Genomic DNA, 25,849 nt, shown 5'->3' on the forward strand with positions numbered 1-25,849 from the left:
TGGGAGCTACTCCGGCACCTCGCCAAAATTCTTCCCCACCGGCAGGACCGCGTGGCGGATCAGGCGGGAGTCTTCAACCGCCGCCTGGCGGTGCTTCACCGCTTCGCGATAGACGGGATCGCGAATCATCTCGACGAAGGCGGCGACGCTTGGATATTCGGCGATGAAGCAGTGGTCCCAGCGCTCCTCCTGCGGGCCGATCAGCATTATCTCGAACTTGCCCTGCCAGACGATGCGGCCGCCGAGGCGCGTGAACACCGGGCCGCTTTCGCGGCCATAGGCTGCGTAGGCTTGGGCGCCGGTCGCTTTCCGGCCGTCAGGATAGGCCGCCTCGTTGCGCAGGCGGACCAGGTTGAGCATGTGGATCGGGCCCGGACGGTCGTTCTCCCGGAATTGCGCGAAAACCTCCTTGGTCGGATCGATATGGCCCATGGGCGTTCCCTTTCGTTGATGTCCTAATCCTAGCTTTGCCGCTTCGCTGACGGAACCACCGGCACGCGTCCGCCGCACCTCCTAATCCCGCGTTAAGCTTTGCGTAACCGGGCCTTAAACAGCCACAGCTAGCGTGCGACGGGGCGGGCTGACGGGCGTTTTGTAGATGGCGTGGGGAAAGAAAAAGGGCGGGCGCAAGGAGCCGCTGTTTGGCTTGCCCGCAGCGCTGGCCGATTTGCGCCTGACGGCTGCCGATCGCATCCCCAATGCCTCCGATGACAAGCCGAAGAAAGCCAAGCCCAAGCGCAAAAGCGACGACGCCGACGAGGAGCCGCCGCGCGAAAGGAAAGCGCCCGTGAGCCGCAGCGGCACAAAGCGAAGGTCGAAATCGAAGATCGGCTTTGGCATCGGCCGCCTGGTCTATTGGGGCGCGGTGCTTGGCCTGTGGGGCGTGATCGCCGTGATCGGCGTCGTGATCTATGTCGGCGCCCACCTGCCGCCGATTCAATCGCTGGAAATTCCCAAGCGCCCGCCGACGATCCAGATCGTCGGCGTGGATGGCAGCGTGCTGGCGCAGCGCGGCGAGATGGCCGGCGCCAACGTGGCGCTGAGGGATCTGCCGCCGTATCTGCCGAAGGCCTTCATCGCCATCGAGGACCGCCGCTTCTATTCGCATTTCGGCATCGACCCGGTCGGCATCTTGCGCGCCGCCGTCACCAATGTTCTTCATCGCGGCGTCTCGCAGGGCGGCTCGACGCTGACGCAGCAGCTCGCCAAGAACCTGTTCCTGACGCAGGAGCGGACCATGCAGCGCAAGCTGCAGGAGGCCGAGCTTGCGATCTGGCTGGAGCGCAAGCACTCCAAGAACGAGATTCTGGAGCTCTACCTCAACCGCGTCTATTTCGGCTCCGGCGCCTACGGCGTCGAGGCCGCCGCGCAGAAATATTTCGGCAAGTCGGCCAGGAACGTGACGGTCGCGGAGGCCGCGATGCTCGCGGGTCTCGTCAAATCGCCCTCGCGCCTTGCGCCCAACCGCAATCCGGAAGGCGCCGAGCAGCGCGCGCAGGTCGTGCTCGCCGCGATGGCGGATGCCAAATTCATCACCGAGGCGCAGGCGCAGGCCTCGATCGGCCATCCCTCCTACAACGTGAAGCCGGCCGGCGCCGGCACCGTGAACTATGTCGCCGACTGGATCGGCGAAGTCCTGGACGATCTCGTCGGACAGATCGACCAGAGCATCACGGTCGAGACCACGATCGATCCAAAGCTCCAGAGCGTGGCGGAAGCCGCCATCATCGACGAGCTCGCCGCGAAAAGCGTGAAGTTCAACGTCAGCCAGGGCGCGCTGGTCGCCATGACGCCCGACGGCGCGGTGCGCGCTCTGGTCGGCGGGCGGAACTATTCCGACAGCCAGTACAACCGCGCGGTGACCGCAAGGCGTCAGCCGGGCTCCTCGTTCAAGCCGTTCGTCTACCTGACCGCGCTCGAGCAGGGGCTGACGCCCGACACCATCCGTCAGGACGCGCCGATCGAGGTCAAGGGCTGGAAGCCCGAGAACTACACCCATGAATATTTCGGGGCGGTGACGCTGACGCAGGCGCTCGCGATGTCGCTCAACACGGTCGCCATTCGCCTCGGCCTCGAGGTCGGGCCCAAGAACGTGGTGCGCACCGCGCACCGGCTCGGCATTTCCTCGAAGCTCGAGCCCAACGCCTCGATCGCGCTCGGCACCTCCGAAGTCTCGGTCGTCGAGCTGGTCGGCGCCTATGCACCGTTCGCCAATGGCGGCATCGCCGTGTCGCCGCATGTGGTGACGCGGATCAAGACGCTCGAGGGCAAGCTGCTCTACATGCGCCAGCCCGACGAGCGCAATCAGGTGATCGAGCCGCGCTATGTCGCGATGATGAACACGATGATGCGGGAGACGCTGATCTCCGGCACCGCCAAGAAGGCGGAGATCCCCGGCTGGATGGCGGCCGGCAAGACCGGCACCAGCCAGGATTACCGCGACGCCTGGTTCATCGGCTACACCGCCAACCTCGTCACCGCCGTCTGGCTCGGCAATGACGACAACTCGCCGACCAAGAAGGCGACCGGCGGCGGCCTGCCGGTGGAAGTCTGGTCGCGCTTCATGCGCACCGCGCACGACGGCGTTCCGGTCGCAAGCCTGCCGAATTCGCAAGTCGGCTGGAGCCTGTCGAACCTCGCGCAGGCGGCCTCGCAGGTCTCAGCACCGACACCGCCCGCTCCCGTCAACAGCAGCGGCACTCGCCCGCCCCCGACGCGCGCCAATGTGCGACCGGAGCCGGCCGCGGGGCTCGACGGCTGGCTGATGGACCGGCTGTTTGGCGGGAACAGGTAGCGACGGGGTCGGCTCATGTGGCCGCCCAAAACAAAAATGTCGAAAACAACCCCATGCAAAGGAGTCGGGGGCCGCCGGCGTGATGCAGGGTGGATTGTGCGAAACTATTGATAGGGCGGAGCAAATCAAGGGAATGGCGCAATCGTCGCGGCGTGCGGGGTGAATCGAGCAAAACGCGCAGACCTCGCCTCATTCTCAACCGTCATTGCCCGCAAAAGCGGGCAATCCAGTAGTCCAGAGACATCGAGATTCACAACGACTGCCGCGGCGTACTGGATCGCCCGCTTTCGCGGGCGATGACGGCGTCAAATGTAGCCGGCGGAGGCGACTAATCCTCGATCCCGTAGCGATGCAGGTCGTTGCCGTGCGTATCGAGCCACCTTTTCGCACGCTCGACCGACGGGCAGATCTTCGCGCAGACGCGCCAGAATCGCGGCGAGTGGTTCATCTCGACGAGATGGGCGACCTCGTGGGCTGCGAGATAGTCCAGCACGTAGGGCGGCGCGAGGATCAGGCGCCAGGAGAACGACAGCGAGCCGGCGGAGGTGCAGGAGCCCCAGCGGCTCGATTGATCGCGGATCGACAGTCGCTTGACGCGAACGCCGAGCTCGGCGGCATAGGCTTCCGCCGACCGCTGCAAATCGGCCCGCGCCTCGCGCTTGAGGAAGTCATGGACACGGCGATCGACATGATCGACGCCGCCGGCAACGCAGATGATGCGGTCGCCGCTATCGCGTGTCTCGGTCCAGACCGTGCCGCGCACGCCGGCGCGATGCACGATGCGATGGGGAACGCCGCGAAGCGGTATCACAGTGCCCGCCTGGAACGGCGCGGCCTTCGGCAAGCGGCCAAGACGCGCGGCAATCCATGCACCGTGACGCTGCGCGAAGTCTTTTGCCTCCGCGAGCGTGCCGCGCGGCGGCATGGTGAGGATCGCTTCGCGATCGCTCGGATGAATCCTGAGCGTATAGCGTCGCGCGCGACGGTGCCGGCGCAGCCGTATCGCGAAGAATTGCGACCCGTGGTGGATCACAAAGGTCTTGGGTTCGTGAGGCCGCCGATAAAGGAGCGCGCGAGTGGCCATGTCTGTCAGTCCGGGGAGCAGGAGTTCGCCCGGATTCTGCCATAACCGCCGCCAGGGAAAGCGCTCGGCGCAAAAACAAATCATTTGCCCAATATACAGGGGTTGGCAGCCCGGGAGCCCCTACAGACTGGGGTTGGAACCCGAATTTTTCGCCCCCGCTGGGCGCATGCTGGGGCCCCAAAATCTGAGGCCCCACTCACTCCTAGAAAGCTACCTAATTACCGCGAATCTGGCGGGAACCCGGGCCCGCCGGGAGGCCCTTGCGGGCGCGGGAAACCCGAAAAAGCGGCCTATTCGGCCGCCAACGCCAGTGAAGCCTTCGGATTCGCCGCCGAAATCATGAAATCGTGGATGCGCGGCACGATTTCCGACTTGAAGCGCGAGCCGTTGAACACACCGTAATGTCCGACGCCCTTCTGCACGTAATGCACGCGGCGATGCTCGGGGATCGAGCTGCACAAACCATGCGTCGCTTCGGTCTGACCGAGACCGGAGATGTCGTCGTTCTCGCCTTCCACCGTCATCAGCGCGACGCGCGTGATCTTGGTGGGATCGACCCGTGCGCCGCGATGGGTCATCTCGCCCTTCGGCAGCGCGTGCTTGACGAACACGGTGTCGACCGTTTGCAGGTAATACTCCGCGGTCAGGTCCATCACCGCGAGATATTCATCGTAGAAGTCGCGATGCTTGTCGGCGAGATCGCCGTCGCCCTTCACCAGATGGGCAAACAGCTGCTTGTGCGCATCCATGTGCCGGTCGAGATTCATGCTGATGAAGCCGTTGAGCTGCAAAAAGCCCGGATAGACGTCGCGCATCATGCCGGGATGCGGGAACGGCACCTTGGTAATGACGTGGTTGCGGAACCAGTCGATGCCGCGCTGTTCGGCGAGCTTGTTCACCGCGGTCGGATTGCGGCGGGTATCGATCGGCCCGCCCATCAACGTCATCGAGGTCGGCACGAACGGGTCGCGCCGCGCTTCCATGATCGAGACGGCCGCGACGACGGGCACGGAAGGCTGGCACACCGCCATCACATGGGTGTTGCCGCCGAGCACATGCAGCATCTCGATGACGTAGTCGATGTAATCGTCGAGATCGAAGCGGCCTTCGCTCAATGGGACCATGCGAGCATCGGCCCAATCGGTGATGTAGACCTCATGCGCGGGCAGCAGGGCCTCGACCGTGCCGCGCAGCAGCGTCGCATAATGGCCGGACATCGGCGCCACGATCAGCACGCGCGGCTGCGGGCTGCGCAGCGGACGGGTGAACTTGCGATCGAAATAGAGCAGCCGGCAAAACGGCTTTTCCCAGACCGGGCGAACCTCGACGGGAACGCGGATGCCGTTGACCTCGGTGTCGTCGATACCCCATTCCGGCTTGCCGTAGCGGCGCGTCGTGCGCTCGAACAATTCGCAGGCCGCGGCCAGCGACTTGCCCATGTCGGTGTGCGACCACGGATTCAGGGGATTCTGAAACAGGATCTTGGTGGCGTCGGTGACCGCGCGTGCCGGATTGAGAGAGGCGTGCGCCATCTCGTACATCCAGTACATCGGCGTCGTTAAGACCGGACTGCCTTCGGCCACCAGGGGCGGTGCGCCGCCAAACTCACCAATGGGCATTATCGTACATCCTCTCGCATCGCAGCATACTGCCGAATGCGTAATATTGCGTCAATGCGTGGTTCCGTACATGTACGGGCCCGCAGGCGCAAAAATGAGTCTAAATCCACGGGAAAGTGAAGTTATTCGCCGCTGGACAGCAGCGAGCCGTTCTTCTTGGCGCTGCGCAAAAGGGCAAGGAATGCCCAGAAAGATGCAGCCAGAAGACCCGCATTGATGACGAGCGCATCGAGCATCAGGTCGGCCCGGAAGCTGTGGTCGATCAGCAGCGCCCGCATCCCCTCGAACACGTAGGTCGGCGGCAGCGTCCAGGCCACGATCTGCAGCCAGCCGGGCAGCACGCTGACGGGATAGTAGATGCAGGCGAGCGGCATGATCGCGAACATCAAGGTCCAGACGATGCTTTCGGCCCCGAGCCCGTTCCGCAACACCAGGCCCGAGACGAAGATGCCAACCGCCCAGCTCGTGAAGATCAGATTGCAGAAGAAGGCGATCAGCGGCAGGCCGAGGCTGTAGAAATTGAAGTGAAACAGAAACAGCGCGAGCAGCGTCATCGGGATGACGCCGATCGCGAGCCGGATCAGGCTCATGACCATGAGCGCGAGCAGGAACTCGATCGGCTTGAGCGGGCTCATCATGAGGTTGCCGATGTTGCGCGCCCACATCTCCTCCAGAAACGAGATGGAGAAACCGAGCTGGCCCCGGAACAGGATGTCCCAGAGGATGACGGCGCCGATCAGCGTGCCGCCGGCCCGCGCGAAGAAATTGGCGTTTTGCGCGATATAGAGCTGAATGAAGCCCCAGGTGATGACCTGGAGCGCCGGCCAGTAGAGCAGCTCCAGAAGCCGCGGCCAGGACGACATCAGCAGGTACCAGTAGCGCAGGATCATCGCATTGATGCGATGCGCGGAGATGCCGCGGTGGAGAGAGAGCTCGGTCATAGCCGCACCGCGTAGCCCGGATGAGCGAAGCGACATCCGGGACTTTGCTTGGCGCGCTCCCGGGTATCGCTTCGCTCACCCGGGCTACAAACCCACCATAAGGGTTCGCTCATCGCACCACCTCCCGTGCCGCTCCGTTGCTGCGACCGCGCGCGACGTCCAGAAACACCTCCTCCAGCGTGGCGCGGTTGTAGCGGGCCATGATGGCGTCGGGCGTGTCGTCGTCCTCGATGCGGCCGCGCTTCATGATGATGACGCGGTCGCAGAGCCGCTCGACCTCGAGCATGTTGTGCGAGGCGAGCAGGATGGTGGCATTGTGCGCCTTGCGGTAGGCCTCCAGATGCGCCCGCACCCAGTCGGCCGTGTCGGGGTCGAGCGAGGCCGTCGGCTCGTCCAAAAGCAGCAGCTCGGGCTGGTTGATCAGCGCCTTCGCAAGTGCAACGCGGGTCTTCTGCCCGGCCGAGAGCTTGCCGTTGGCCCGGTCGAGGAATTCGTTGAGGTCGAGATCGCCGGCCAACTGCGCGATGCGAGCGGTGAGATCCTTCACCGCATAGAGCTTGCCGAAAATCGTCAGATTCTGCCGCACCGTGAGCCGCATCGGCATGTCGACATAGGGGCTTTCGAAATTCATCCGCCCGAGCACATCGGCACTCTCCTCGGGCATCCGATGCCCGAGCACCCGCACGCGGCCGGAGGTCGGCAGCACGAGGCCCATGATCATCGCGATCGTGGTGGTCTTGCCGGCGCCGTTGCCACCGAGCAGCCCGGTGATGCTGCCGCGCGCAATCGAAAAGGAGATGCCGTCCACCGCGCGGGTCTGCTTGTAGTCCTTGACGAGATGGTCAACCTCGATCGCCGCGGATGGGGTACGATCCGCGACAGTCAGCCGACTTGAAGCCTTGTCATTCTCGGTCATGTTCGGCGTTCTTCTGCTATTGCGGCGGCAAGCGCAAGACTTGTAACCAGTCGGAATGTGCGCCACCCGTGTTTGTGACTTGAGAAGGCAGTGCCCAATTGGCCGATATGAGTGAAATTGCCGCTTCCGAGTTTCGCCATTCGCAGCGCCATATCCGCCTGGACACGATCCTGCGGCTGCGCTGGCTTGCGGTGCTCGGCCAGCTCGCCGCCATCTTCATCGTGGCGCAGGGGCTGGAATTCAACGTTCCGATCATCCCCTGCATCACCATCATCGCGCTGTCGGCGGCGCTCAACCTCGCCCTGCAAATGGCGGTCAATCCGATGCAGCGGCTGGAGCCGGTCCAGGCGGCCGCGCTGCTGGCGCTCAACATCGTGGAACTGGCCGGCCTGTTGTTCTTCACCGGCGGATTGCAGAACCCGTTCTCATTCCTGTTCCTGGCCCCGGTCCTGATCTCCGCGACCGCGCTGCCGGCCCGGCTCACCTTCGGCCTCGGCCTTCTGGCCGTCGCCTGCGCCTCGATCCTGGTCTTCTTTCATCTGCCGCTGCCCTGGGACACGGACGATCCCCTGGTGCTGCCGCCGATCTATCTGGTCGGCGTCTGGCTCTCGATCGTGCTCGCGATCGGCGTCACCAGCCTCTACTCCTTCCAGGTGACGGAAGAGGCGCGCAAGCTCGCCGACGCGCTCGCCGCGACCGAGCTGGTGCTGACGCGCGAGCAGCATCTGACCCAGCTCGATGGGCTGGCGGCAGCGGCAGCGCATGAGCTCGGCACGCCGCTGGCCACCATCTTCCTGATCTCGCGCGAGCTGGAGAAGACGGTGAAGGACGTCAGCTTCGCCGCCGATCTGAAAACCCTGCGCGAGCAGACGCAGCGTTGCCGCGACATCCTGAGCAAGATCACCCAGCTCTCCTCCACCGGCGCACCGTTCGACCGCATGAAGCTGTCGGAGCTGATCGAGGAGGTGGTGGCGCCGCACCGCGATTTCGGTGTCGCCATCAAGGTGCGGATCGCGGTGGCGGCGACCATGGAACCGGTCGGCTCGCGCAATCCCGCAATCCTCTACGGTGTCGGCAATATCGTCGAAAATGCCGTCGATTTCGCTCACACCACCGTCGAGGTGAACGCCTGGTGGAATAATGACACCATCGAGATCCTGATCTCCGACGATGGTCCCGGCATTCCGCCCGATCTGTTGAACAGGATCGGCGAACCCTATCTGTCGCGGCGGCGCTCGCAGGACGACAGCGGAGGTGAGCGTCGCGGCCTGGGGCTCGGCGTGTTCATCGCGCGCACGCTGCTGGAGCGCACCGGCGCGAAGGTCTCGTTTACCAATCGGATGTTCCCGGATCACGGCGCAGTGGTGCAGATCGTCTGGCCGCGCGAGCGTTTTGAGGCTATCGAGACGGCCGAAGAAACCATAGGATAGGCCGCGACGTTGCGTCGCACTGCAGGGCCGATCGACTTTCGGCGATCTTGGCAGCGGCCGATTGCAACGCCATATGTTCCCGCGCTGGAGAGAGGACACAACCTTGAACGCCATCGCCGAACTGAATGAACAGGCCGACCGCTCGCTCTTGATCGTCGAGGACGACAAGCCGTTTCTCGAGCGGCTGTCGCGCGCCATGGAGACGCGCGGCTTCACGGTGACCTCTTGCGATACCGTCTCGGATGGATTGGCGCAGATCGGCAAGGCTGCGCCCGCTTTCGCGGTGGTCGACTTGCGGCTCGGCGACGGCAACGGCCTCGACGTGGTCTCGGCGCTGAAGAAGAAGCGCCCCGACGCGCGCGCCATCGTGCTCACCGGCTATGGCAACATCGCCACCGCCGTGACCGCGGTGAAGATGGGCGCCATCGACTATCTCTCGAAGCCGGCCGATGCCGATGACGTCGTCGCCGCATTGCTTTCGACCGGCACCGAAAAGTCCGAGCTGCCGGCAAACCCGATGTCGGCCGACCGCGTCCGCTGGGAGCACATCCAGCGCATCTACGAGATGTGCAATCGCAACGTCTCGGAAACCGCGCGCCGCCTCAACATGCACCGACGTACGCTGCAGCGAATTCTCGCCAAGCGCGCGCCGAGGTAACGGCCACGGCGCCTCAGCTCAATCATTGCATTCTGGGTCCCGGCTCTGCGCAGCAACGCTAACGCGTTGCGGCGCGTCCGGGACACGAGGCCTTCTTACTCCCAAAACTCCGCATGGCCCTGCGGATCGACCAGACGGTTGATCCGGAGCGCGGCGGCCATCGCAAAGCGCACCGTCATCTGCTTGCGGGTCGGGGCCGGCAGCTTGTGCTCGGGCGCCTCGCAGTGCAGATGCGCGCCATAGGCATCCGCGATGATCAGGCCAGTGCCTTCCGGAAAGATCTCGCAAGGCAGATCCTGCGTGAAGGCGAAGAACAGCCGGTCGCAATGGGCGCGGTATTCGTGCCATTTCTGGTCCGCGCGCAGATCCTCGACCGATGACTTGATCTCGACGATCCAGATTTCGCCGCGCTCGTTCAGCGCCACGAGATCGGCACGGCGGCCCGACGGCAGCGGCAATTCGCTGATGCAGGAGAAGCCGAGCGAGCGCAACAGCCGCGCCGTGCCGCGCGCGACCGCAAGCGCGGTCTCCGACTGACGGCCGTCGATCGGCGGCACGAGCACGATGTGGCGGGCGGTGTTGTCCATGGGATGAGTCTAACCGATTCCACTCTGCGCGCACACTGTTGGATGGAGGCGAGCCGCAGCCCATTCTCGACCGTCGTCCCCGCGAAGGCCGGGACCCATAACCACAGGGAGGAGCTTGGCGAAGACCCGTCGTTCGGTACTCCTACCGAGCGCAATCGATAGATTCCGCGGTATGGGTCCCGGCCCCCCGTGCGCAATTGCGCACTAAAGCATGATCCGGAAAAGTGTGAAGCGGTTTTCCGGAAAGATCATGCGCAAACAACAACCTAAAGCGCGATGACGATTCATTCTAATCTCATCGCGCTTTAGGCCGGGGCGACAGCGAGTGTGAGGTGGGAACCTCGCCTCTTCCCAACACTTATCAGGCAGCCGCCGGCGGAAGGAGCGAGGCTGCCCCGACATGATCGACGACCTCTGGTACAAGAACGGCGTCATCTACTGCCTCTCTGTTGCCACCTACATGGATGCCAACGGTGACGGCGTCGGCGACTTCAAGGGGTTGCTGCGGCGGCTCGATTATCTGCATGGTCTCGGCATTACCGCGATCTGGCTGATGCCGTTTCAGCCCTCGCCTCACCGCGATGACGGCTACGACATATCGGACTATTACGGCGTCGATCCACGCTATGGCACGCTCGGCGATTTCGTCGAGTTCACCCATGGCTGCAAGCAGCGCGGCATCCGTGTCATCATCGATCTCGTCGTCAACCACACCTCGGACCAGCATCCCTGGTTCAAGGACGCGCGCACCTCGAAGGAGGCGCACCATCGCGACTGGTATGTGTGGTCCGACAAAAAGCCCGCGAACGCCAGCAAGGGCGTCGTGTTTCCGGGCGTGCAGAAATCGACCTGGACGCGCGACAAGGAAGCCGGCGCCTGGTACTTCCACCGCTTCTACGATTTCCAGCCGGATCTCAACACCTCGAACCCGCGCGTTCAGGCGGAGCTCCTGAAGATCATGGGCTTCTGGATCCAGCTCGGCGTCTCCGGTTTCCGGATGGATGCCGTGCCGTTCGTGATCGGCACCAAGGGGTCGAAGGTCAAGACGCCGACGGAGCAGTACAACATGCTGCGCTCGTTCCGCGAATTCCTGCAATGGCGCGAGGGCGACGCGATCATCCTTGCGGAAGCCAATGTGCTGCCCAAGACAGACATGGAATATTTCGGCCGCGACGGCGACCGCATGCACATGATGTTCAACTTCCACGTCAACCAGCACCTGTTCTATGCGCTGGCCTCCGGCGACTCGCGCGCGCTCGCCAAGGCGCTGAAGGCGACCAAGCCGCGACCGGCCTCCGCCCAATGGGGCATGTTCCTGCGCAACCACGATGAGCTCGATCTCGGACGCCTGACGAAGGCCCAGCGCGACCTCGTCTTCAGATGCTTCGGCCCGGACAAGGACATGCAGCTCTACGACCGCGGCATCCGCCGGCGGCTCGCACCGATGCTCGGCGGCGACCGCCGAAGGCTCGAGCTCGTCTACAGCCTGATGTGCACGTTGCCGGGGACGCCGGTGATCCGCTATGGCGACGAGATCGCGATGGGCGACGACCTGTCGCTGCCCGAGCGCAATTGTGCGCGCACACCGATGCAATGGTCGACCGAGCCGCATGGCGGCTTCACCGACAGCAACAAGCCGGTCTCACCTGTCATCGACGAAGGACCGTATGGCTACGAGCACGTCAACGTCGCCAAGCAGCGGCGCGATCCGAACTCGATGCTGAACTGGACCGAGCGCATCATCCGCATGCGCAAGGAGGTCCCGGAAGTTGGCTGGGGCGACTTCGATGTCATCGCCGTGCAGGATCCCGCGGTCTTCATCATCCGCTATGACTGGCGCAACAATTCGGTGCTGTTCATCCACAATCTCGATGACAAGCCGCGCGAGATCGCGTTCTCGACGAAGCTGCCCGAAGGCCACGGAGGCCTCCTGATCAATCTCCTGGCGGAAGACCACAGCCGCGCCGACAAGCGCGGCCAGCACCGCGTCGTGCTCGAGCCCTATGGCTATCGCTGGTACCGCGTCGGCGGACTCGACTATCTCCTGAAGCGCAGCGATATCGACACCAAGGCGATGCGGAAGAATGCGGGCGGACGGTAGAAGGCTCCCCGACAACTTCTATCGCGCCGCTCCAATCACCACGCCTTCATTGCCGCGCAAATCCAGCACGCCTTCGAGTTCTTCGCCCTCGCGGTCGAGGAAGGTCGAGAGCAGGATCTCGCTGCCGAAGCGGATGGCGCTGGTGGTCACGGCGACGGGGTCGGGGCCGAGATTGAGCACCACGACCAGCGCGTCGTCGCCGGCCTGACGGCGATAGACCAGGAGGTCGCCTTGCGCGGCGATCGGATGATAGTCGCCGACGACCAGCGGCCGGTGCGCCTTCCGCAAGGCGATCAGGCGCTTGTAGAGATTGAGGATCGAGAATTTGTCGGCCTCGAGATTGACCACGTTCTCATGAACGTGGATCTCCGGCAGCGGCAGCCACGGCGCGACCTCCGAGAAGCCGGCGAAATTCGAGGAATCCCACTGCATCGGGGTGCGGCAGCCGTCGCGGCCGACGCCGATACCGGGCACATTCTTCTCGAAGGGATCTTGGACGTCCTCGGGCGCGATCAAGACCTGGTTCATTCCGATCTCGTCACCATAATAGAGCGTCGGCGTGCCGCGCAGCGTCAGCAGCAGCATCGCGGCGACGCGCGCCTGCTCCGGCCCGACGCGGCTCGCGACGCGCGGCCGGTCGTGATTGCCGAGCACCCAGTTCGGCCAGGCACCCCTCGGCAATGCCTTCTCGTAGTCCTCGATGATCTTCTCGATCGAGCGCGCGCTCCAGAAGGTCGAGAGCAGCGCGAAGTTGAACGGCATCTGCGCGCCGGTGAGATCGTTGCCGTAGTAGGCCATCAGACGATGCAGCGGCAGATAGATCTCGCCGATCAGCACGCGCGCGCGATACGCATCGGTGACGCGCCGCATCTCGGCGATGACGTCATGCACCTCCGCCTGATCGGTCGAGTATTGAGTCAGGATCTTTTCGTGCGGCGGACGCCCCTCGACGTAGTGCGGGTTCGGCGGGTTGTCGCGGAAATCCGCGTCCTTGATCAGGTGCCAGATGACGTCGACGCGAAAGCCGTCGACGCCCTTCTCCAGCCAGAACCGCATCACGTCATACATGGCCTCGCGGACTTCAGGATTGCGCCAGTTGAGATCCGGCTGCCGGTCGAGGAAGGCGTGGTAGAAATATTGACCCGTCGCCTCGTCATAGGCCCACGCACTGCCGCCGAATTCCGACAGCCAGTTGTTCGGCGGGCCGCCGTCGGGCGCGCCATCGCGCCAGATGAACCAGTCGCGCTTGGGATTGTCGCGCGAGGAGCGGCTGGCGATGAACCAGGGATGCTGGTCGGAGGTGTGGTTCGGCACGAGATCAAGGATCAGCTTCAACCCGCTCTCATGGGTGGCCTGCAACAGCGCATCGAAATCCTCCATGGTGCCGAACAGCGGATCGATGCCGGTGTAATCGGAGATGTCGTAGCCGAAATCGGCCATCGGCGAGCGGAAGACCGGCGACAGCCAGATGGCATCGACGCCGAGCGACTTCACGTAAGCCAGGCGCTTGAGGATGCCGGCGAGATCGCCGACTCCGTCGCCGTCGGTGTCCTGAAAGGAGCGCGGGTAGATCTGATAGAAGATGCCGTCGCGCCACCAGTTCTCGTCGTTCTCTGCCATGCCGGAATCGCCCCCCTGAAATCTGCCCCGCGCAAAGCAACGCGCCGGGAACATCCGGGTTCAGACCAACAGGCCATTGGGACGGCCTTGTGACGGCGGGACGACCGTTCCGCAGCGCCGGGGGCGCAATCTTTTGCTTGGCGGGCCGCCAAAAATCGGCATTGTGAGGCCATGACCGAGCAAACCGAACAATCAGAGGCGGCGAAAGCGGGCGCAATCATCGTTCCCGTGACGCTGTTCGAGCAGAATTGCACCATCATCTGGGACGAGCCCAGCAAGAGGGCCGTGGTGATCGATCCCGGCGGGGACGTTCCGAAAATCCTGGACGCGATCAAGCAGACCGGCGTCACCGTGGAGAAGATCTGGCTGACGCACGGCCACATCGATCACGTCGGCGGCGCCGCCGACCTGCGCGACGCACTGAAGGTGCCGATCGAAGGCCCGCACGTCGCCGACAAATTCCTGCTCGACAATGTGGTCGAGAGCGGCGCGCGCTTCGGCATGACCGGCGTGCGCAATTTCGCGCCGGACCGCTGGCTCGAGGAAGGCGACACCGTCTCGATCGGCGATCTCTCCTTCGACATCCTGCACTGCCCCGGCCACTCACCCGGCAGCGTCGTCTTCTTCAGCAAGGAGATGCGCTTTGCTCACGTCGGCGACGTCCTGTTCGCAGGTTCAGTCGGCCGCACCGACCTGCCCGGCGGCAGCCACGCGACGCTGATCAACTCGATCAAGACGAAGCTCCTGCCGCTCGGCGACGACGTCGGCTTCATCTGCGGCCATGGCGCGGGCTCGCGCATCGGCCATGAGCGGATGACCAATCCGTTCATCACCGGCGAGATGTAGGCACCCCTACTCGGCGGCGTCCGCAAGCGCCGCCGGCTCGCTCAAATGCCGCTCGCCCCAATCGCGGATCGCTGAAATCACGGGCACGAAACTCCTGCCCTTGCGGGTGAGGCGGTATTCGACCTTCGGCGGCACCACGCCAAAATCCCGACGGTCGATCAGGCCGCTCTCGGTGAGCGCCTTCAATTCGCGGCTGAGCACGCGCGGGGTGATCTCGGCGCTGCCGGCGGCTCCTCGCAGCAGGCCGCTCCTGATCTCGCCATAACGGCGCGGGCCGTCCTTCAGGTCCCAGACGATCCTGAGCTTGTACTTGCCGCTGATCATCTTCTGGAAGGCCGCGACCGGACAGCTCCGCAAGGCCGATTTTGCTTTCGCCATCTCGTCACCTCCCTTCGCATCGCGAGGATGAGGATAGGAGGGCCGCGAAAAAAGTCCATACTATCAATTTTGTCCATACTTGCAGGATTGCTCCCAAGGCGCACATGATGACGCACATGACGAAGGGAGCGTCTCATGAAGCACTTCATGATCAAGTATCAATTCAGGAACGGCACCACGGAGGCCTGGCACCAGGAGATCGGCCGCTTCATCAAGGCGATCAACGATGATCCGGAGCTGAAAGGGCGGATCGGCTATCGCTGCATGAAGAATCGCGACGACAACAGCTACTTCCACCTCGCCAGCGTCACCGACGATGCCGCGCAGAAGACGCTCCAATCGCGCGACTTCTTCAAGCATTATACGGAAATGACACGGAAGGTCGCCGGCGGCGAGGTCACGGTGACGCCGATCGAGCTGATCGACGCCACGGCGTAGCTCACTCGGAGTCGTCCTGGCGAAAGCCTGGACCCATTACCCCAGCGGGTGTTGTAGCGCGAGTTGGTAACAGCCAATCTTCGCCAAGCTACAGCCTGTGACTACTTCATCAGTCCCGCGGCCGTCAGCGCACGGGTGATGACGGCGCCGAGATCGAGACCGCGCTTGGCCTTCTTGCTGGGCTTGGCATTGGACTTGGCGTTGGACTTGGCCTTGAGCTTGGCATTGGGCTGCGGTTCGGCGACGGCCACCCGGATCGACCTCGCAAGATGCGGCGCAGGCGAAGGGGCTGGCGCGGCTTTCTCCGCCGGCGCGGAGCTGCGGATCCAGTCGGTCAGGCCGAAGAATTTTGCGATGTGGTACGACGAGGAGATGCCGGCCTCGATCAGGAAGGCGCCTTCCATGCCGTAGCGGTGATCGTTGTCGGCGACGCCGAGCGGCGTGCCGTGCGCCATGTCGGTGATGGCGAAAGACTCGACGAGCGTCTCGCCGTCCGCATTCCACCAGGCCTGGCGCGGATAGCCGTCGACGACGGTCTCCGCCATCGGCGTCAGCGGCAGGTCGTGCAGGTCGAGCCACTGCTTGACGATCTCGTCGGCATTGCCGGGATTGACGGTGCGATCGGCGCTGCCGTGCCAGACCGAAATCTTCGGCCAGGGGCCGCGATGGCCGGACGCCTTGCGCACGAGATCGCCGAGCTCGCGCGCGGGACGCTCGGGCGAATGAAACATGCCATCGAGCGCCTGGCGCAGGTTCGACGCCACGCCATAAGGCAGCCCCGCAATGACCGCGCCGGCTGAGAAGACCTCGGGATAGGTTGCGAGCATCACCGAGGTCATGCCGCCGCCGGCGGACAGGCCGGTGATGAAGATGCGGCGCGCATCGATGCCGTGCGTCGTGACCATGTGCGCGATCATCTCGCGGATCGAGCACGCCTCGCCGCTGTCGCGCGCGGTGTCTTCCGGACTGAACCAGTTGAAGCAGGTGTTGGCGTTGTTGACGCGCTGCTGCTCGGGCATCAACAGCGCGAAGCCGTAGTGCTTGGCAAGCGTCGACCATCCGGCGCCGAGATCGTAGGTCGCCGCGGTCTGGCCGCAGCCATGCAGCACGACGACGAGCGCGCGCGCCTGCTGCAATTGCGCCGGCACGAACGCGAACATGCGCAGGTTTCCGGGATTGGAGCCGAATCCGCTGACTTCCGCGAGCGGGCTGTGCTCGCCTGCGCCACGTGCCGTTTCGGCAAGGCGCAGAGCATTCAGCTTTGGCAGACGTCTTAAGAGATCGACATTCCTGGTTAACGACACCGACAGCTCCTGATGGGGCGACTTCCAACTTCACCCCAAAGCAAATAGTTGCTGCGGCGCAAAATAAAAAGTGTGTGTGCCGTTCAGTCACCCGGGAATCCACGGGGATTCCCCGAAATGCCTCAACTTCGAGCATGTGCGCGACGCATCCATGTCAGAAATGCGACGCAGATCGTGATTAACGTCGCAAACGAGGCGAGTGCGACGAAGAATGCTGCACGTGATGAGTGCATCGATTCGATGGCGAAATAGAGCGCGCCGATGGCGGCGACACCGGCTGCATTACCGATCTGTATGGTCGTGCCGTACATGCCGGATGCAGAGCCTGCGGCGACAGGATTGACCGTCGAGAGCACGGCGCCCGAGAGCGGCGCCATCACGAGGCCCTGGCCGTAGCCGAAGATGATCATGGTGAGCGCGAGCATCGGCGGCGTCGGCGCGTCGGTAGCGACGGCGAGAAACGCGAGCACGGCAAGGCCGGCGATCTGAAGCGCGCAGCCCTCGATCAGCACCTTGGTGCCGCGATGCCGCGCCCGCACGCCGCTGTGGCGTGACGCCACGACGAAGGCGAGCGCAAGCGGAACGAAGGCGCTGCTAGCCGCGAGCGGCGGGATCTTCAATCCGTTTTGCATGAACAGCGTCATGATCAGGTAGAAGGACAGATTGGCGAGAAAGAAAAACAACGCAGCGCCAAGTCCGCGCAGGAAAGCAGCATCCGACAACAGCGTCAGATCGATCAGCGGCATGCCGCCGCGCCGCGCCACAGCGTGCTCGAGGCGCAGGAAGGCCGCGAGTATAGCGACTCCGATGGCCATCACGCCCCACAGCCATGGTGCCCAGCCGGCATCGTGGCCGAACAGCAGCGGTCCGATCAGGCACAACAGGCCCGCGAACAGGACAAAGCTGCCGGCGACATCGAGCCGCGTGCCGGCGCGTCGCGGCACCGACGGCATGATGCGCACCGCGGCGACGATGATGACGAGGCCGAACGGCACGTTGACGAAGAACACCGAGCGCCAGCCGGCATGCGCAAGATCGATCGTCACGAGCAGTCCGCCGAGCATGAAGCCGGCCGCGCCCGCGAGCCCCAGCACGATGCCGTAGATGGCGAACGCGCGGCTGCGCGACTCGTCGGTGAACAGGACATGCAGCGTCGCCAGCACCTGCGGCACCATCAGCGCCGCGGTTGCGCCCTGCGCCAGCCGCGCGATGATCAGCTCGGGGCCGGATTGCGCGAGGGCGCACCACAGCGAGGTCAGCGTGAAGCCGGCAACACCGGCGAGGAACACGTTCTTCGTGCCATGGATGTCGCCGAGCCGGCCGCCCGCGACCACCAGCGTCGCATAGGCGATCAGGTAGATCGCAATGACGGATTCGATCTGCGCCGGTGTCGCACGCAGGTCGACCGCGATGGTGGGAATCGCGACGTTGACCACGAAGGCGTCGACGCCGAACATGAACTGCGCGGCCACCACGACCGACAGCACCCACCAGCGGCGGGTTGAATCCATCTGTTTTGTGACAATCTGATGCATCGGCACACGCGCTTTCAGAAATCTCGCAGCGCTTGATCGTTTCAGATCGGCGTCGTTCCGGACATTACCTCGGAGGTAGGATTGTCAACGCGGTGGCCTGATTGCTGAGCGGCATCTCCGTCCGCACACGGCCAATGCCGTCAATCACTCCGGCCAAGGTGCGCGAGCCGGCCAGCGATAGTGCTCGGCCAGCGCATCCAGCAGCGCGTCCACGACCGGCTCGCCGTCATTGCCGTTGGTCATGACCACCGCGCCCTGCCCCGTTCCCGGACATGCCACAAAGCCGCTGCGAAAGCCGAGATTGTTGCCCCGCTTCATCGCAATGCGACCGTTGCCCTCGCCCGCGAGCGCGACGCCAATGCCATAGCCGAGATCGTCGACGGAGGTGAGCATCGCCGTCACACCGCTTCCGCCGAACACGGTCTGCGCATCACCTCTGTGCGCGGCGATCATCGCGAGCACGATCCTGGCGAGATCGGACGGCTTCGACCAGAGGCCTGCGGCGGCATATTCCGGATAGACATGCCAGCCGCCCGCGATTTCGCGCCCTCCGTCATCATGAGCGAGAGCAAACGATGCCCGCTGCGCGTGACCCGGCGGCTGGAAGAAGCCGGAGCGATCCATTGCGAGTGGACGCAACACATACGCGCTGACGAGCTCCGCAAACGGCCGTCCCGTGGCATCCTCCATAGCGACCTGCGCGACCTGGCAGCCGCCGCCCGAATAGGCCTCGACTGTGCCGGGCGACGTTACGATCCGCACCGGCGGCGAATTCGCTGGCGGCACGCCGGCGAGAATTTGCACGGCATTGGGCAGCAGCGCATCGACCGGATAGCCAAGATAACCCGGAACGTTGCAGCCTGAGGTCATGCCGAACAGGCGCCGCAGCGTCACGGGATTCGACGTCATTGCAGGTATCTGCGGCAGTCGCCACCGCTTGAGATAGGTTCCAACATCGGCATCGAGCGCAACATGGCCGCGCGCCGAAAGCGCGATCGCCGTGATCGCCGCGACTGTCTTGGAGATCGAGGCCGCCTGGTAGCGCGTCTCCGGCCCGACCGCATCGCTGCGCGAGACGCTGCGCAGACCGCGCTGGCACAGGCTGACGCGGCCCTCCTCAATCAGTGCAACGCTGATCGAGGGCACGTTACGCCGTTCGCGTTCGCGATCGAACGCGGCTACGATGTCGGACAGCGCTCCGGACTCGGCGCCCTGGCCGCGGCTGGCAACGACGGCAATGGCGCCCGCGAGCACACCGCGGCGCGTCAACGCAAGACGCGCCGGCCGTTCCGGCGTCACTCCATCTTTCCGCATGCGCGACTCCCGATTCATGCCTGGATGCATCGATCGCGACGGCAAACGGCACAAATTCCACAGCGCGGACAGCGGTTGCATCCCGCGTCCCGCGCATTGCGGGTCTTTGGCCGGCGCACATTGAAAGCACTTTCCCGCTGGCCTAACAATGCGTCGCGACACAACGACATAAATCAAAGGAAACACCCATGGCGCGCCTGAAATTCGGAGCCTTTCTTGCCCCGCATCACCCGATCGGGGAGCATCCGATGCTCCAGTTCCGGCGCGACCTCGACCTCGTCGAGCAGCTCGATGCGCTCGGCTATGACGAGTTCTGGTGCGGCGAGCATCATTCCTCCGGCTGGGAGATGATCGCCTCGCCGGAGATGTTCCTGGCGGCGGCCGGCGAGCGCACCAAGCGCATCAAGCTCGGCACCGGCGTCGTCTCGCTGCCCTATCACCATCCCTTCAACGTCGCGCAGCGGATGGTGCAGCTCGACCACATGACCGGCGGGCGCGCGATCTTCGGCTCCGGCCCAGGCGCGCTCGCATCCGACGCGCATACGCTCGGCATCGATCCGATGACGCAGCGCGACCGCCAGGACGAGGCGATCGCCATCATCCGCCGTCTGTTCAACGGCGAGCGCGTCACCGCCAGGAGCGACTGGTTCACCATGAACGACGCCGCGCTCCAGCTCCTGCCGCTCCAGGAGGAGATGCCGTTCGTGGTGGCCTCGCAGATCTCGCCATCCGGCATGACCCTCGCCGGCAAATACGGCATCGGCATCATCTCGCTGGGCTCGATGACGACGCAGGGCCTGATGTCGCTGCGCCAGCAATGGGAATTCGCCGAGGACGCCGCGAAAAAGCACGGCACCAGGGTCAGCCGCGCCGACTGGCGCGTGCTGCTCACCTGGCACATCGCCGAGACCCGCGAGCAGGCGCGCCGCGAGGCCGGCGCCGGGCTGATGCGCTGGCACAACGAATATAATGTCGGCACGCTGCAACGGCCGGGCCTGACCGCGTTCGCCTCGCCCGACGAGGCCGTGGACAAGACCGCCTTCGTCGACGGCGCGGCCTCGACCATCGGCACGCCCGATGATCTCGTCAAGACCATCAAGAACGTGATGGAGGTCTCGGGCGGCGTCGGCGCCGTCATCGGCTTCGTGCACGACTGGGCCAATCCGGAAGCCACGCGCCGGAGCTGGGACATGGTCGCGCGCTATGTGGTGCCCGAGATCAACGGCTATATCGACGGGCTTCGCCGGTCGCAAAAATTCGTGACCGAGAACCGCGCGATCTTCGAGCGCGCGGGACAGGCGGTGATGGCCAAGATCATGGAGAACGAGAAGGCCGCCGAGGCCTTGAAGCAGACCGGCCCCGGCCGCGTCGCGATACCCGCCGTCAACGCGCCGGATTTGCAGAAGGAGGCAGCGAAGCGGCAGGCGTAAGGCCCGCATCGCGGGCATTTGCGCCGTCACACCAATTCCGTCCGCCTGTGCTATGCTACCCGAGGCGGCGTGGCGTAAGCCGGGCTGCGACGCGAGTCTGTTCGGTCAGCCAACCGGAGCAATCCTCATGTCGATGCAGAGTGTGGCCCCGCCTGCGATCAGCTGGACCCCGCCCAGGCGCAACGAGCTCAAGCATATTCCGGGCGACGAGGGCTGGCCAATCATCGGCAAGACGTTCCAGGTGCTGGCCGATCCCAAGGGCCACATCGAGGCGAGCGGCGCAAAATACGGCCCGGTCTATCGCACTCACTTTTTTGGCGAGACCAACGTGGTGCTGCTCGGGCCGGAGGCGAACGAGCTCGTGCTGTTTGACCAGCAGAAGCTGTTCTCCTCGACCCATGGCTGGAACAAGGTGCTCGGCCTGTTGTTTCCGCGCGGCCTGATGCTGCTCGATTTCGACGAGCACCGCCTGCACCGCAAGGCGCTGTCGGTCGCGTTCAAGTCCGGGCCGATGAAGTGCTATCTCGCCGATCTCGACAAGGGCATCGCGGCGCGGGTCGCGCAGTGGAAGGCGAAGCCTGGGGTCATGCAGCTTTACCCTGCGATGAAGCAGCTCACACTCGATCTCGCCGCAACCTCCTTCCTTGGCGCCGATATCGGACCGGAGGTCGACGAGATCAACCGTGCCTTCGCTGACATGGTGGCTGCCTCCGTGGCCCCGATCCGCCGTCCCCTGCCGGGCACGCAGATGGCGCGCGGCGTCAATGGGCGCAAGCGCATCGTCGCCTATTTCAGGGAGCAGATTCCGCTGCGCCGCGCGAAAGCAGGCGGCGAGGATCTGTTCTCGCAGCTCTGCCACGCCACCCATGAGGACGGCGCGCTGCTCTCCGAGCAGGACATCATCGACCACATGAGCTTCCTGATGATGGCCGCGCATGACACGCTGACCTCGTCGCTGACGTCCTTCATCGGCGAACTCGCGGCTCATCCGGACTGGCAGAGCAGGCTGCGCGACGAGGTTACGGCGCTCAAGCTGTCGGCCGACGCGCCGACGAGCTTTGACCATCTCGAAAAGATGCCGCTGTCCGAGATGGCGTTCAAGGAGGCGCTGCGGATCAGGCCGCCGGTGCCGTCGATGCCGCGCCGCGCGATGCGCGACTTCACGTTCAAGGGCTTTACGATTCCGGCCGGCACGGCGGTCGGCGTCAATCCGCTCTACACCCATCACATGAAGGATATCTGGCCGGAGCCGGATCATTTCGATCCCCTGCGCTTCACCGAGGAGGCGCAGCGCAACCGCCACCGCTTCGCCTGGATACCCTTCGGCGGCGGCGCGCATATGTGCCTCGGCCTGCACTTCGCCTACATGCAGGCGAAATGCTTTGCGCGGCACTTCGTGCAGAATCTCGAAGTGTCGCTGGAGCCCGGCTACAAGCCCAACTGGCAGATGTGGCCGATCCCGAAGCCGCGCGACGGACTGCGCGTGGTGGTGAAGGCGGTGTGAGATCGCCACATCCAGTCATTGCGAGCGAAGCGAAGCTATCCAGGCTCTTGCCGCGGAGACAGTCTGGATTGCTTCGTCGCTTCGCTCCTCGCAATGACGGAGAATGCGGAAGCCCTTATCCACCTCGCCTTCCGGTATACGCCGTCCCACGATCACAATTTTGGCGCCTTCGGCAACGAAGACTGCCCATGGGATGCTCCTGTTTTCGAATGATTTAAGGCCGATTGACCGGCACCGCGCGGCGCCGTCGTTCCAACGGCCAATATTCCCGCCCGCCAATGCCGAGGCAAGCTATGCTTGCGCAGGCGGCCTGTGCATCGCCTTCATTTGCAGCCCGCCTTCCGAGCTTGCTTTGCGGTTGAACGGCAGATGATGAAACTGGTCGACGAATTCCGGAAAGGCTGGCTTGGCATCTCGCCGCCTTCGCTGGCGCTCAGCGTCGGCTTCGCGACGATCTGTCTCATGCTCGCGACGCTGGTGCGCTGGGGCCTCGCCCAGGTGCGGCCGGACATCTTCTTCACGCCGTATTTTCCGGCCGTGTTCTTTGCCGCCGCGTTCGGCGGTTTGCGCATCGGCGTCGTCACGGCGCTGATCGGCGGCGTGCTCGGCGTCAGCCTGAATTTCGGCGACGTCCATGCCGACCGCGCGCGCTTCGTTCTGCTGGTACTGTACTGGGCCGTCAGCGCGCTCACGATCTGGGGCGTCGAGCATTATCGCTCACTGCTGATCGAGCAGCGGCGCATCTCCAAGCGCCTGATCGAGGAAGAGGAGTATCGCAAGCTCCTGGTCGACGAATTGCAGCACCGGCTCAAGAACAAGCTCTCCACCGTGCATGCGGTGCTGCATCAGGTGCTGCATGATCAGCCGCAGGTCTGGGCCCGTATCGATCCGCGGCTGCGCTCGCTGGCGGCAACCGACGACCTGATCGCGCGCGTCGACAACTCCGGCTGCGACATCCGCGACCTCCTGATCTCCGAGCTCGGCCCTTACGGCCATGTCCGCTTCACGCTGAACGGCGAGCGGCTGTTCCTGCCGGCCAAGCTCGCGGTCACGCTGTCACTGATGTTTCACGAGCTCGCCACCAATGCGAGCAAATACGGCGCCTTCTCCGCCCCGCGCGGCCTGTTGCAGGTGTCGTGGACCGTCTCCGACGACCGTCTCACCGTCACCTGGGACGAGACCGAGGGACCCAGCGTCGACAAGGTTTCGGCACCGGGCTTCGGCACCAAATTGTTGAAATCGGCGCTCATCGCCTTCGATGGCAAGACCGAGATCTCCTACCTGAAGAGCGGCGTTCATTGCATCATGCAATGCCGGATTCCCAAATCCTGACAGTCTGGCGGCAAAGCGAACGCAGTCCGCGCACATCCCTCGCAGTTTCGCACCTGCCGTTGACGCTCTGTTAATGACGATCGGCGCCGCGCGTGCCGGCGCAACAAGTTGTTGCGAACCACAACCGTATTTCTGCGTATCCCTTAACCAAAACTAAGAGGCACTTCTGCAAGATCGCTCCATTACAAAGCCGCGCCTGAACAACAAGATTCATGAATTCTATGAACCACAGCAAATACTCCGGCGCGACTGATGCCGAGCTCGGATTTCTCAAGGAAATCGTTAGAATGCTGCCTGCCAGCGTGACCGTGCAGGACGCGCACGGCGATCTCATTCTGGTTAACGATGCCGCCGCCCGCCATCTCGGCATGGATGGCAGCCGGCCGACGCCGGACCTGACCCAGCGACGGGAAGCCTGCCAGCAGGCGATGCAGGCCGGCCAGCCGGTGGTGGCCGAGGAATCCGTCCATGACGGTACCGCGCGCCAGGTGCTGCTCACCACCCATCGACCGGTCCGGCTTGAGGGGCGCGATCTCCTCATCTCCGCCTCCTCCGACATCACCGAGCAGAAGAATTTCGAGGACCAGCTGTTTCGCTCGGCCTATTTCGACGAGCTCACCGGCCTGCCCTCCCGGCGCGTGATCGAGCATTGCGTCAAGGGCATTTTGGCGCGCGATCGCAGCGACGAGCGTTTTGCACTCGCTTTTCTCGACATCGACAATTTCAAGCACATCAACGACTATTACGGCCATTCGGTCGGCGATGCGCTGCTGGTCGAGCTGTCGAAGCGGCTCGGCCGCGACCTGCGCGAGACCGACATGCTGTCGCGGATCTCGGGCGACGAATTCCTGCTGCTGCTCTCGCCGATCAAGAGCGAAGAGGAGGTCGCCGAATTCATCCAGGCGACGCTGAAGCGCCTCACCGCGCCCTTCTTCATCGACTCCTCCGAGATCTTCGCCTCGACCTCGGTCGGCGTCAGCCTCTATCCCGATCACGGCCGCTCCTTCGAGGTGCTGCGCCAGAATGCCGACATCGCGATGTACCGCAGCAAGAACAACGGCAAGGGCTCCGCTGCGTTCTTCGACTCCGGCATGGAGCGCGAGGCGCTCGCGCGCATGAAGATCGAGCAGTCGCTGCGGCTCGCCATCCTCGAGAAGCGCTTCTGCTGCGCTTTCCAGTCCAAGGTCGACATCAGGACCCAGGCCGTAAAGGGCATCGAGGCCTTGGTGCGCCTGCGCGACGATGAGGGCGTGATCCAGGCGCCGGGCTCGTTCATCAACCTCGCGGTCGAACTCGGGCTGATCGACGAGCTCACCCATCTCGTGCTGGCCGAGATCGTGCGGTCGATCGACCTCATCAACGACACCTTTGGCGCCGAAGCGAGCATCAGCATCAACGTCGCGGCCAAGCAGGCGGGAAACGCTGAATTCATGCGCTCGTTCGCGAAGGCGCTGGAAGAGACCGGCTTTCCGAACCGCTTCATGATCGAGGTGACCGAGGACGCCTTCGTCGCCACCAATCATTTCCAGTCCGAGATTCTGCCGATGTTCCGTAAGCTCGGCGTCGGCATTTCCATCGACGATTTCGGCATCGGCTTTTCCTCGCTCTCGGCACTCGCCGACATCACCGCCGACGAGATCAAGATCGACCGCTCCTTCATCACCGACATCCATAAGCGCCCGCGCAGCCAGGGCATCTTGCGCGCGATCGAATCCTTGAGCGAAGCGCTCGGCATGACGGTGATCGCCGAAGGCCTCGAATCCTATGAGGAGCTGGCGTACCTCCAGGCCGCGACCAAGATCCGCTATGCGCAGGGCTATTATTTCGCCCGGCCGATCTTCCTGGAGGAGCTGAAGCTCGCGACGCCCGCGGTCAGCGAAGCGCGCGTCAGCATCGCAAGCCGCCCGGCGCAGCAAAACCGACAGGGCTATTCACGCGCGGGCGGGTATCGGCGGTAGGGCTGGGAGGGCTGAGCAACAACCTCCATGTCGTCCTGGCGAAAGCCAGGACGACGGACT

General features: G+C 64.1%; 21 protein-coding genes. 10 read left to right on the forward strand and 11 right to left on the reverse strand.

Going from position 1 to position 25,849, the window contains the following annotated elements; genetic code table 11:
- Nucleotides 1–6 precede the first annotated feature (6 nt).
- Nucleotides 7–432, reverse strand: a complete 426-nt coding sequence (locus QQL28_RS03400) for a DUF1330 domain-containing protein (protein WP_284261058.1) — start codon at nucleotides 430–432, stop codon at nucleotides 7–9.
- Nucleotides 433–598: 166 nt separating this feature from the next.
- Between QQL28_RS03400 and QQL28_RS03405 the strand changes: the two genes are divergently transcribed.
- Nucleotides 599–2,794, forward strand: coding sequence for a transglycosylase domain-containing protein (locus QQL28_RS03405; RefSeq protein WP_284261060.1), 2,196 nt, complete (start codon nucleotides 599–601; stop codon nucleotides 2,792–2,794).
- A gap of 328 nt (nucleotides 2,795–3,122) precedes the next feature.
- Here QQL28_RS03405 and QQL28_RS03410 read toward each other — a convergent pair whose 3' ends face one another.
- The 4 genes from QQL28_RS03410 to QQL28_RS03425 all read right to left on the reverse strand — a co-directional run bounded on the left by QQL28_RS03410 (nucleotide 3,123) and on the right by QQL28_RS03425 (nucleotide 7,354).
- Nucleotides 3,123–3,962, reverse strand: coding sequence for a M48 family metallopeptidase (locus QQL28_RS03410; protein ID WP_284261063.1), 840 nt, complete (start codon nucleotides 3,960–3,962; stop codon nucleotides 3,123–3,125).
- Between the two features lie 206 nt (nucleotides 3,963–4,168).
- A complete protein-coding gene (locus QQL28_RS03415; protein ID WP_284261065.1) occupies nucleotides 4,169–5,497 on the reverse strand; it encodes a polyhydroxyalkanoate depolymerase in 1,329 nt (442 codons plus the stop codon).
- Nucleotides 5,498–5,619: 122 nt separating this feature from the next.
- Nucleotides 5,620–6,438: an ABC transporter permease gene (locus QQL28_RS03420; RefSeq protein WP_284261067.1), complete on the reverse strand. Its 819-nt coding sequence runs from the start codon at nucleotides 6,436–6,438 to the stop codon at nucleotides 5,620–5,622.
- 109 nt (nucleotides 6,439–6,547) lie between these two features.
- A complete protein-coding gene (locus QQL28_RS03425; protein WP_284261069.1) occupies nucleotides 6,548–7,354 on the reverse strand; it encodes an ABC transporter ATP-binding protein in 807 nt (268 codons plus the stop codon).
- A 107-nt stretch (nucleotides 7,355–7,461) separates the two neighbouring features.
- Here QQL28_RS03425 and QQL28_RS03430 point away from each other — a divergent pair, with 107 nt between their 5' ends.
- Entirely contained in the window at nucleotides 7,462–8,784 is a 1,323-nt protein-coding gene (locus QQL28_RS03430; protein WP_284261071.1) for an ActS/PrrB/RegB family redox-sensitive histidine kinase, read from the forward strand.
- 103 nt (nucleotides 8,785–8,887) lie between these two features.
- A complete protein-coding gene (locus QQL28_RS03435) occupies nucleotides 8,888–9,442 on the forward strand; it encodes an ActR/PrrA/RegA family redox response regulator transcription factor (protein ID WP_284261073.1) in 555 nt (184 codons plus the stop codon).
- Nucleotides 9,443–9,537: 95 nt separating this feature from the next.
- Here the strand turns inward: QQL28_RS03435 and QQL28_RS03440 are convergent, their stop codons facing one another.
- A complete protein-coding gene (locus tag QQL28_RS03440) occupies nucleotides 9,538–10,029 on the reverse strand; it encodes an MmcB family DNA repair protein (protein WP_284261075.1) in 492 nt (163 codons plus the stop codon).
- Nucleotides 10,030–10,429: 400 nt separating this feature from the next.
- On the opposite strand from QQL28_RS03440, the gene QQL28_RS03445 reads away from it, so the two are divergent.
- Nucleotides 10,430–12,130, forward strand: coding sequence for an alpha-amylase family protein (locus QQL28_RS03445; protein ID WP_284261079.1), 1,701 nt, complete (start codon nucleotides 10,430–10,432; stop codon nucleotides 12,128–12,130).
- Nucleotides 12,131–12,148: 18 nt separating this feature from the next.
- Here QQL28_RS03445 and QQL28_RS03450 read toward each other — a convergent pair whose 3' ends face one another.
- Nucleotides 12,149–13,750: an alpha-amylase family glycosyl hydrolase gene (locus tag QQL28_RS03450; protein WP_284261082.1), complete on the reverse strand. Its 1,602-nt coding sequence runs from the start codon at nucleotides 13,748–13,750 to the stop codon at nucleotides 12,149–12,151.
- A 171-nt stretch (nucleotides 13,751–13,921) separates the two neighbouring features.
- Between QQL28_RS03450 and QQL28_RS03455 the strand changes: the two genes are divergently transcribed.
- The gene (locus QQL28_RS03455) at nucleotides 13,922–14,596 is read left to right on the forward strand and encodes an MBL fold metallo-hydrolase (RefSeq protein WP_284261085.1); all 675 of its coding nucleotides are present in this window, start codon (nucleotides 13,922–13,924) and stop codon (nucleotides 14,594–14,596) included.
- Nucleotides 14,597–14,602: 6 nt separating this feature from the next.
- Here the strand turns inward: QQL28_RS03455 and QQL28_RS03460 are convergent, their stop codons facing one another.
- Nucleotides 14,603–14,974: a winged helix-turn-helix transcriptional regulator gene (locus QQL28_RS03460; protein WP_284261088.1), complete on the reverse strand. Its 372-nt coding sequence runs from the start codon at nucleotides 14,972–14,974 to the stop codon at nucleotides 14,603–14,605.
- Between the two features lie 135 nt (nucleotides 14,975–15,109).
- Here QQL28_RS03460 and QQL28_RS03465 point away from each other — a divergent pair, with 135 nt between their 5' ends.
- Nucleotides 15,110–15,412 (forward strand): hypothetical protein, encoded by a 303-nt coding sequence (locus tag QQL28_RS03465; protein ID WP_284261091.1) that lies wholly within the window; start codon nucleotides 15,110–15,112, stop codon nucleotides 15,410–15,412.
- A 101-nt stretch (nucleotides 15,413–15,513) separates the two neighbouring features.
- On the opposite strand, the gene QQL28_RS03470 is transcribed toward QQL28_RS03465, so the two are convergent.
- From QQL28_RS03470 to QQL28_RS03480, 3 genes are all read right to left on the reverse strand, one after another.
- Nucleotides 15,514–16,716 carry an extracellular catalytic domain type 1 short-chain-length polyhydroxyalkanoate depolymerase gene (locus tag QQL28_RS03470; RefSeq protein WP_284261094.1) on the reverse strand — a complete coding sequence of 401 codons (1,203 nt, stop codon included), beginning with the start codon at nucleotides 16,714–16,716 and terminating at the stop codon, nucleotides 15,514–15,516.
- A gap of 122 nt (nucleotides 16,717–16,838) precedes the next feature.
- On the reverse strand, nucleotides 16,839–18,251 hold the full coding sequence (locus QQL28_RS03475; protein WP_284261097.1) for an MFS transporter: 1,413 nt from the start codon (nucleotides 18,249–18,251) through the stop codon (nucleotides 16,839–16,841).
- Nucleotides 18,252–18,395: 144 nt separating this feature from the next.
- Complete coding sequence (locus QQL28_RS03480) at nucleotides 18,396–19,565, reverse strand: serine hydrolase domain-containing protein (RefSeq protein ID WP_284261100.1); 1,170 nt, start codon at nucleotides 19,563–19,565, stop codon at nucleotides 18,396–18,398.
- Between the two features lie 188 nt (nucleotides 19,566–19,753).
- On the opposite strand from QQL28_RS03480, the gene QQL28_RS03485 reads away from it, so the two are divergent.
- The 4 genes from QQL28_RS03485 (at nucleotide 19,754) to QQL28_RS03500 (ending at nucleotide 25,789) form a co-directional block, all read left to right on the forward strand.
- Complete coding sequence (locus QQL28_RS03485) at nucleotides 19,754–20,995, forward strand: LLM class flavin-dependent oxidoreductase (RefSeq protein ID WP_284261103.1); 1,242 nt, start codon at nucleotides 19,754–19,756, stop codon at nucleotides 20,993–20,995.
- A 127-nt stretch (nucleotides 20,996–21,122) separates the two neighbouring features.
- A complete protein-coding gene (locus tag QQL28_RS03490) occupies nucleotides 21,123–22,499 on the forward strand; it encodes a cytochrome P450 (protein ID WP_284261106.1) in 1,377 nt (458 codons plus the stop codon).
- Between the two features lie 369 nt (nucleotides 22,500–22,868).
- A complete protein-coding gene (locus QQL28_RS03495; protein WP_284261109.1) occupies nucleotides 22,869–23,831 on the forward strand; it encodes a sensor histidine kinase in 963 nt (320 codons plus the stop codon).
- A gap of 221 nt (nucleotides 23,832–24,052) precedes the next feature.
- Nucleotides 24,053–25,789 carry a putative bifunctional diguanylate cyclase/phosphodiesterase gene (locus QQL28_RS03500; protein WP_284261112.1) on the forward strand — a complete coding sequence of 579 codons (1,737 nt, stop codon included), beginning with the start codon at nucleotides 24,053–24,055 and terminating at the stop codon, nucleotides 25,787–25,789.
- The last annotated feature ends 60 nt before the right edge of the window (nucleotides 25,790–25,849 follow it).

Source organism: Bradyrhizobium iriomotense, from assembly GCF_030160715.1.
Lineage (GTDB): Bacteria > Pseudomonadota > Alphaproteobacteria > Rhizobiales > Xanthobacteraceae > Bradyrhizobium > Bradyrhizobium iriomotense.

Excerpts from the sequence above, each read along its gene's own strand:
- QQL28_RS03400 (WP_284261058.1), bottom strand. The coding sequence starts at position 432 with ATGGGCCATATCGATCCGACCAAGGAGGTTTTCGCGCAATTCCGGGAG.
- QQL28_RS03405 (WP_284261060.1), top strand. The coding sequence starts at position 599 with ATGGCGTGGGGAAAGAAAAAGGGCGGGCGCAAGGAGCCGCTGTTTGGC.
- QQL28_RS03410 (WP_284261063.1), bottom strand. The coding sequence starts at position 3,962 with ATGATTTGTTTTTGCGCCGAGCGCTTTCCCTGGCGGCGGTTATGGCAG.
- QQL28_RS03415 (WP_284261065.1), bottom strand. The coding sequence starts at position 5,497 with ATGCCCATTGGTGAGTTTGGCGGCGCACCGCCCCTGGTGGCCGAAGGC.
- QQL28_RS03420 (WP_284261067.1), bottom strand. The coding sequence starts at position 6,438 with ATGACCGAGCTCTCTCTCCACCGCGGCATCTCCGCGCATCGCATCAAT.
- QQL28_RS03425 (WP_284261069.1), bottom strand. The coding sequence starts at position 7,354 with ATGACCGAGAATGACAAGGCTTCAAGTCGGCTGACTGTCGCGGATCGT.
- QQL28_RS03430 (WP_284261071.1), top strand. The coding sequence starts at position 7,462 with ATGAGTGAAATTGCCGCTTCCGAGTTTCGCCATTCGCAGCGCCATATC.
- QQL28_RS03440 (WP_284261075.1), bottom strand. The coding sequence starts at position 10,029 with ATGGACAACACCGCCCGCCACATCGTGCTCGTGCCGCCGATCGACGGC.
- QQL28_RS03445 (WP_284261079.1), top strand. The coding sequence starts at position 10,430 with ATGATCGACGACCTCTGGTACAAGAACGGCGTCATCTACTGCCTCTCT.
- QQL28_RS03450 (WP_284261082.1), bottom strand. The coding sequence starts at position 13,750 with ATGGCAGAGAACGACGAGAACTGGTGGCGCGACGGCATCTTCTATCAG.
- QQL28_RS03455 (WP_284261085.1), top strand. The coding sequence starts at position 13,922 with ATGACCGAGCAAACCGAACAATCAGAGGCGGCGAAAGCGGGCGCAATC.
- QQL28_RS03460 (WP_284261088.1), bottom strand. The coding sequence starts at position 14,974 with ATGGCGAAAGCAAAATCGGCCTTGCGGAGCTGTCCGGTCGCGGCCTTC.
- QQL28_RS03465 (WP_284261091.1), top strand. The coding sequence starts at position 15,110 with ATGAAGCACTTCATGATCAAGTATCAATTCAGGAACGGCACCACGGAG.
- QQL28_RS03475 (WP_284261097.1), bottom strand. The coding sequence starts at position 18,251 with ATGCATCAGATTGTCACAAAACAGATGGATTCAACCCGCCGCTGGTGG.
- QQL28_RS03480 (WP_284261100.1), bottom strand. The coding sequence starts at position 19,565 with ATGCGGAAAGATGGAGTGACGCCGGAACGGCCGGCGCGTCTTGCGTTG.
- QQL28_RS03485 (WP_284261103.1), top strand. The coding sequence starts at position 19,754 with ATGGCGCGCCTGAAATTCGGAGCCTTTCTTGCCCCGCATCACCCGATC.
- QQL28_RS03490 (WP_284261106.1), top strand. The coding sequence starts at position 21,123 with ATGTCGATGCAGAGTGTGGCCCCGCCTGCGATCAGCTGGACCCCGCCC.
- QQL28_RS03495 (WP_284261109.1), top strand. The coding sequence starts at position 22,869 with ATGATGAAACTGGTCGACGAATTCCGGAAAGGCTGGCTTGGCATCTCG.
- QQL28_RS03500 (WP_284261112.1), top strand. The coding sequence starts at position 24,053 with ATGAACCACAGCAAATACTCCGGCGCGACTGATGCCGAGCTCGGATTT.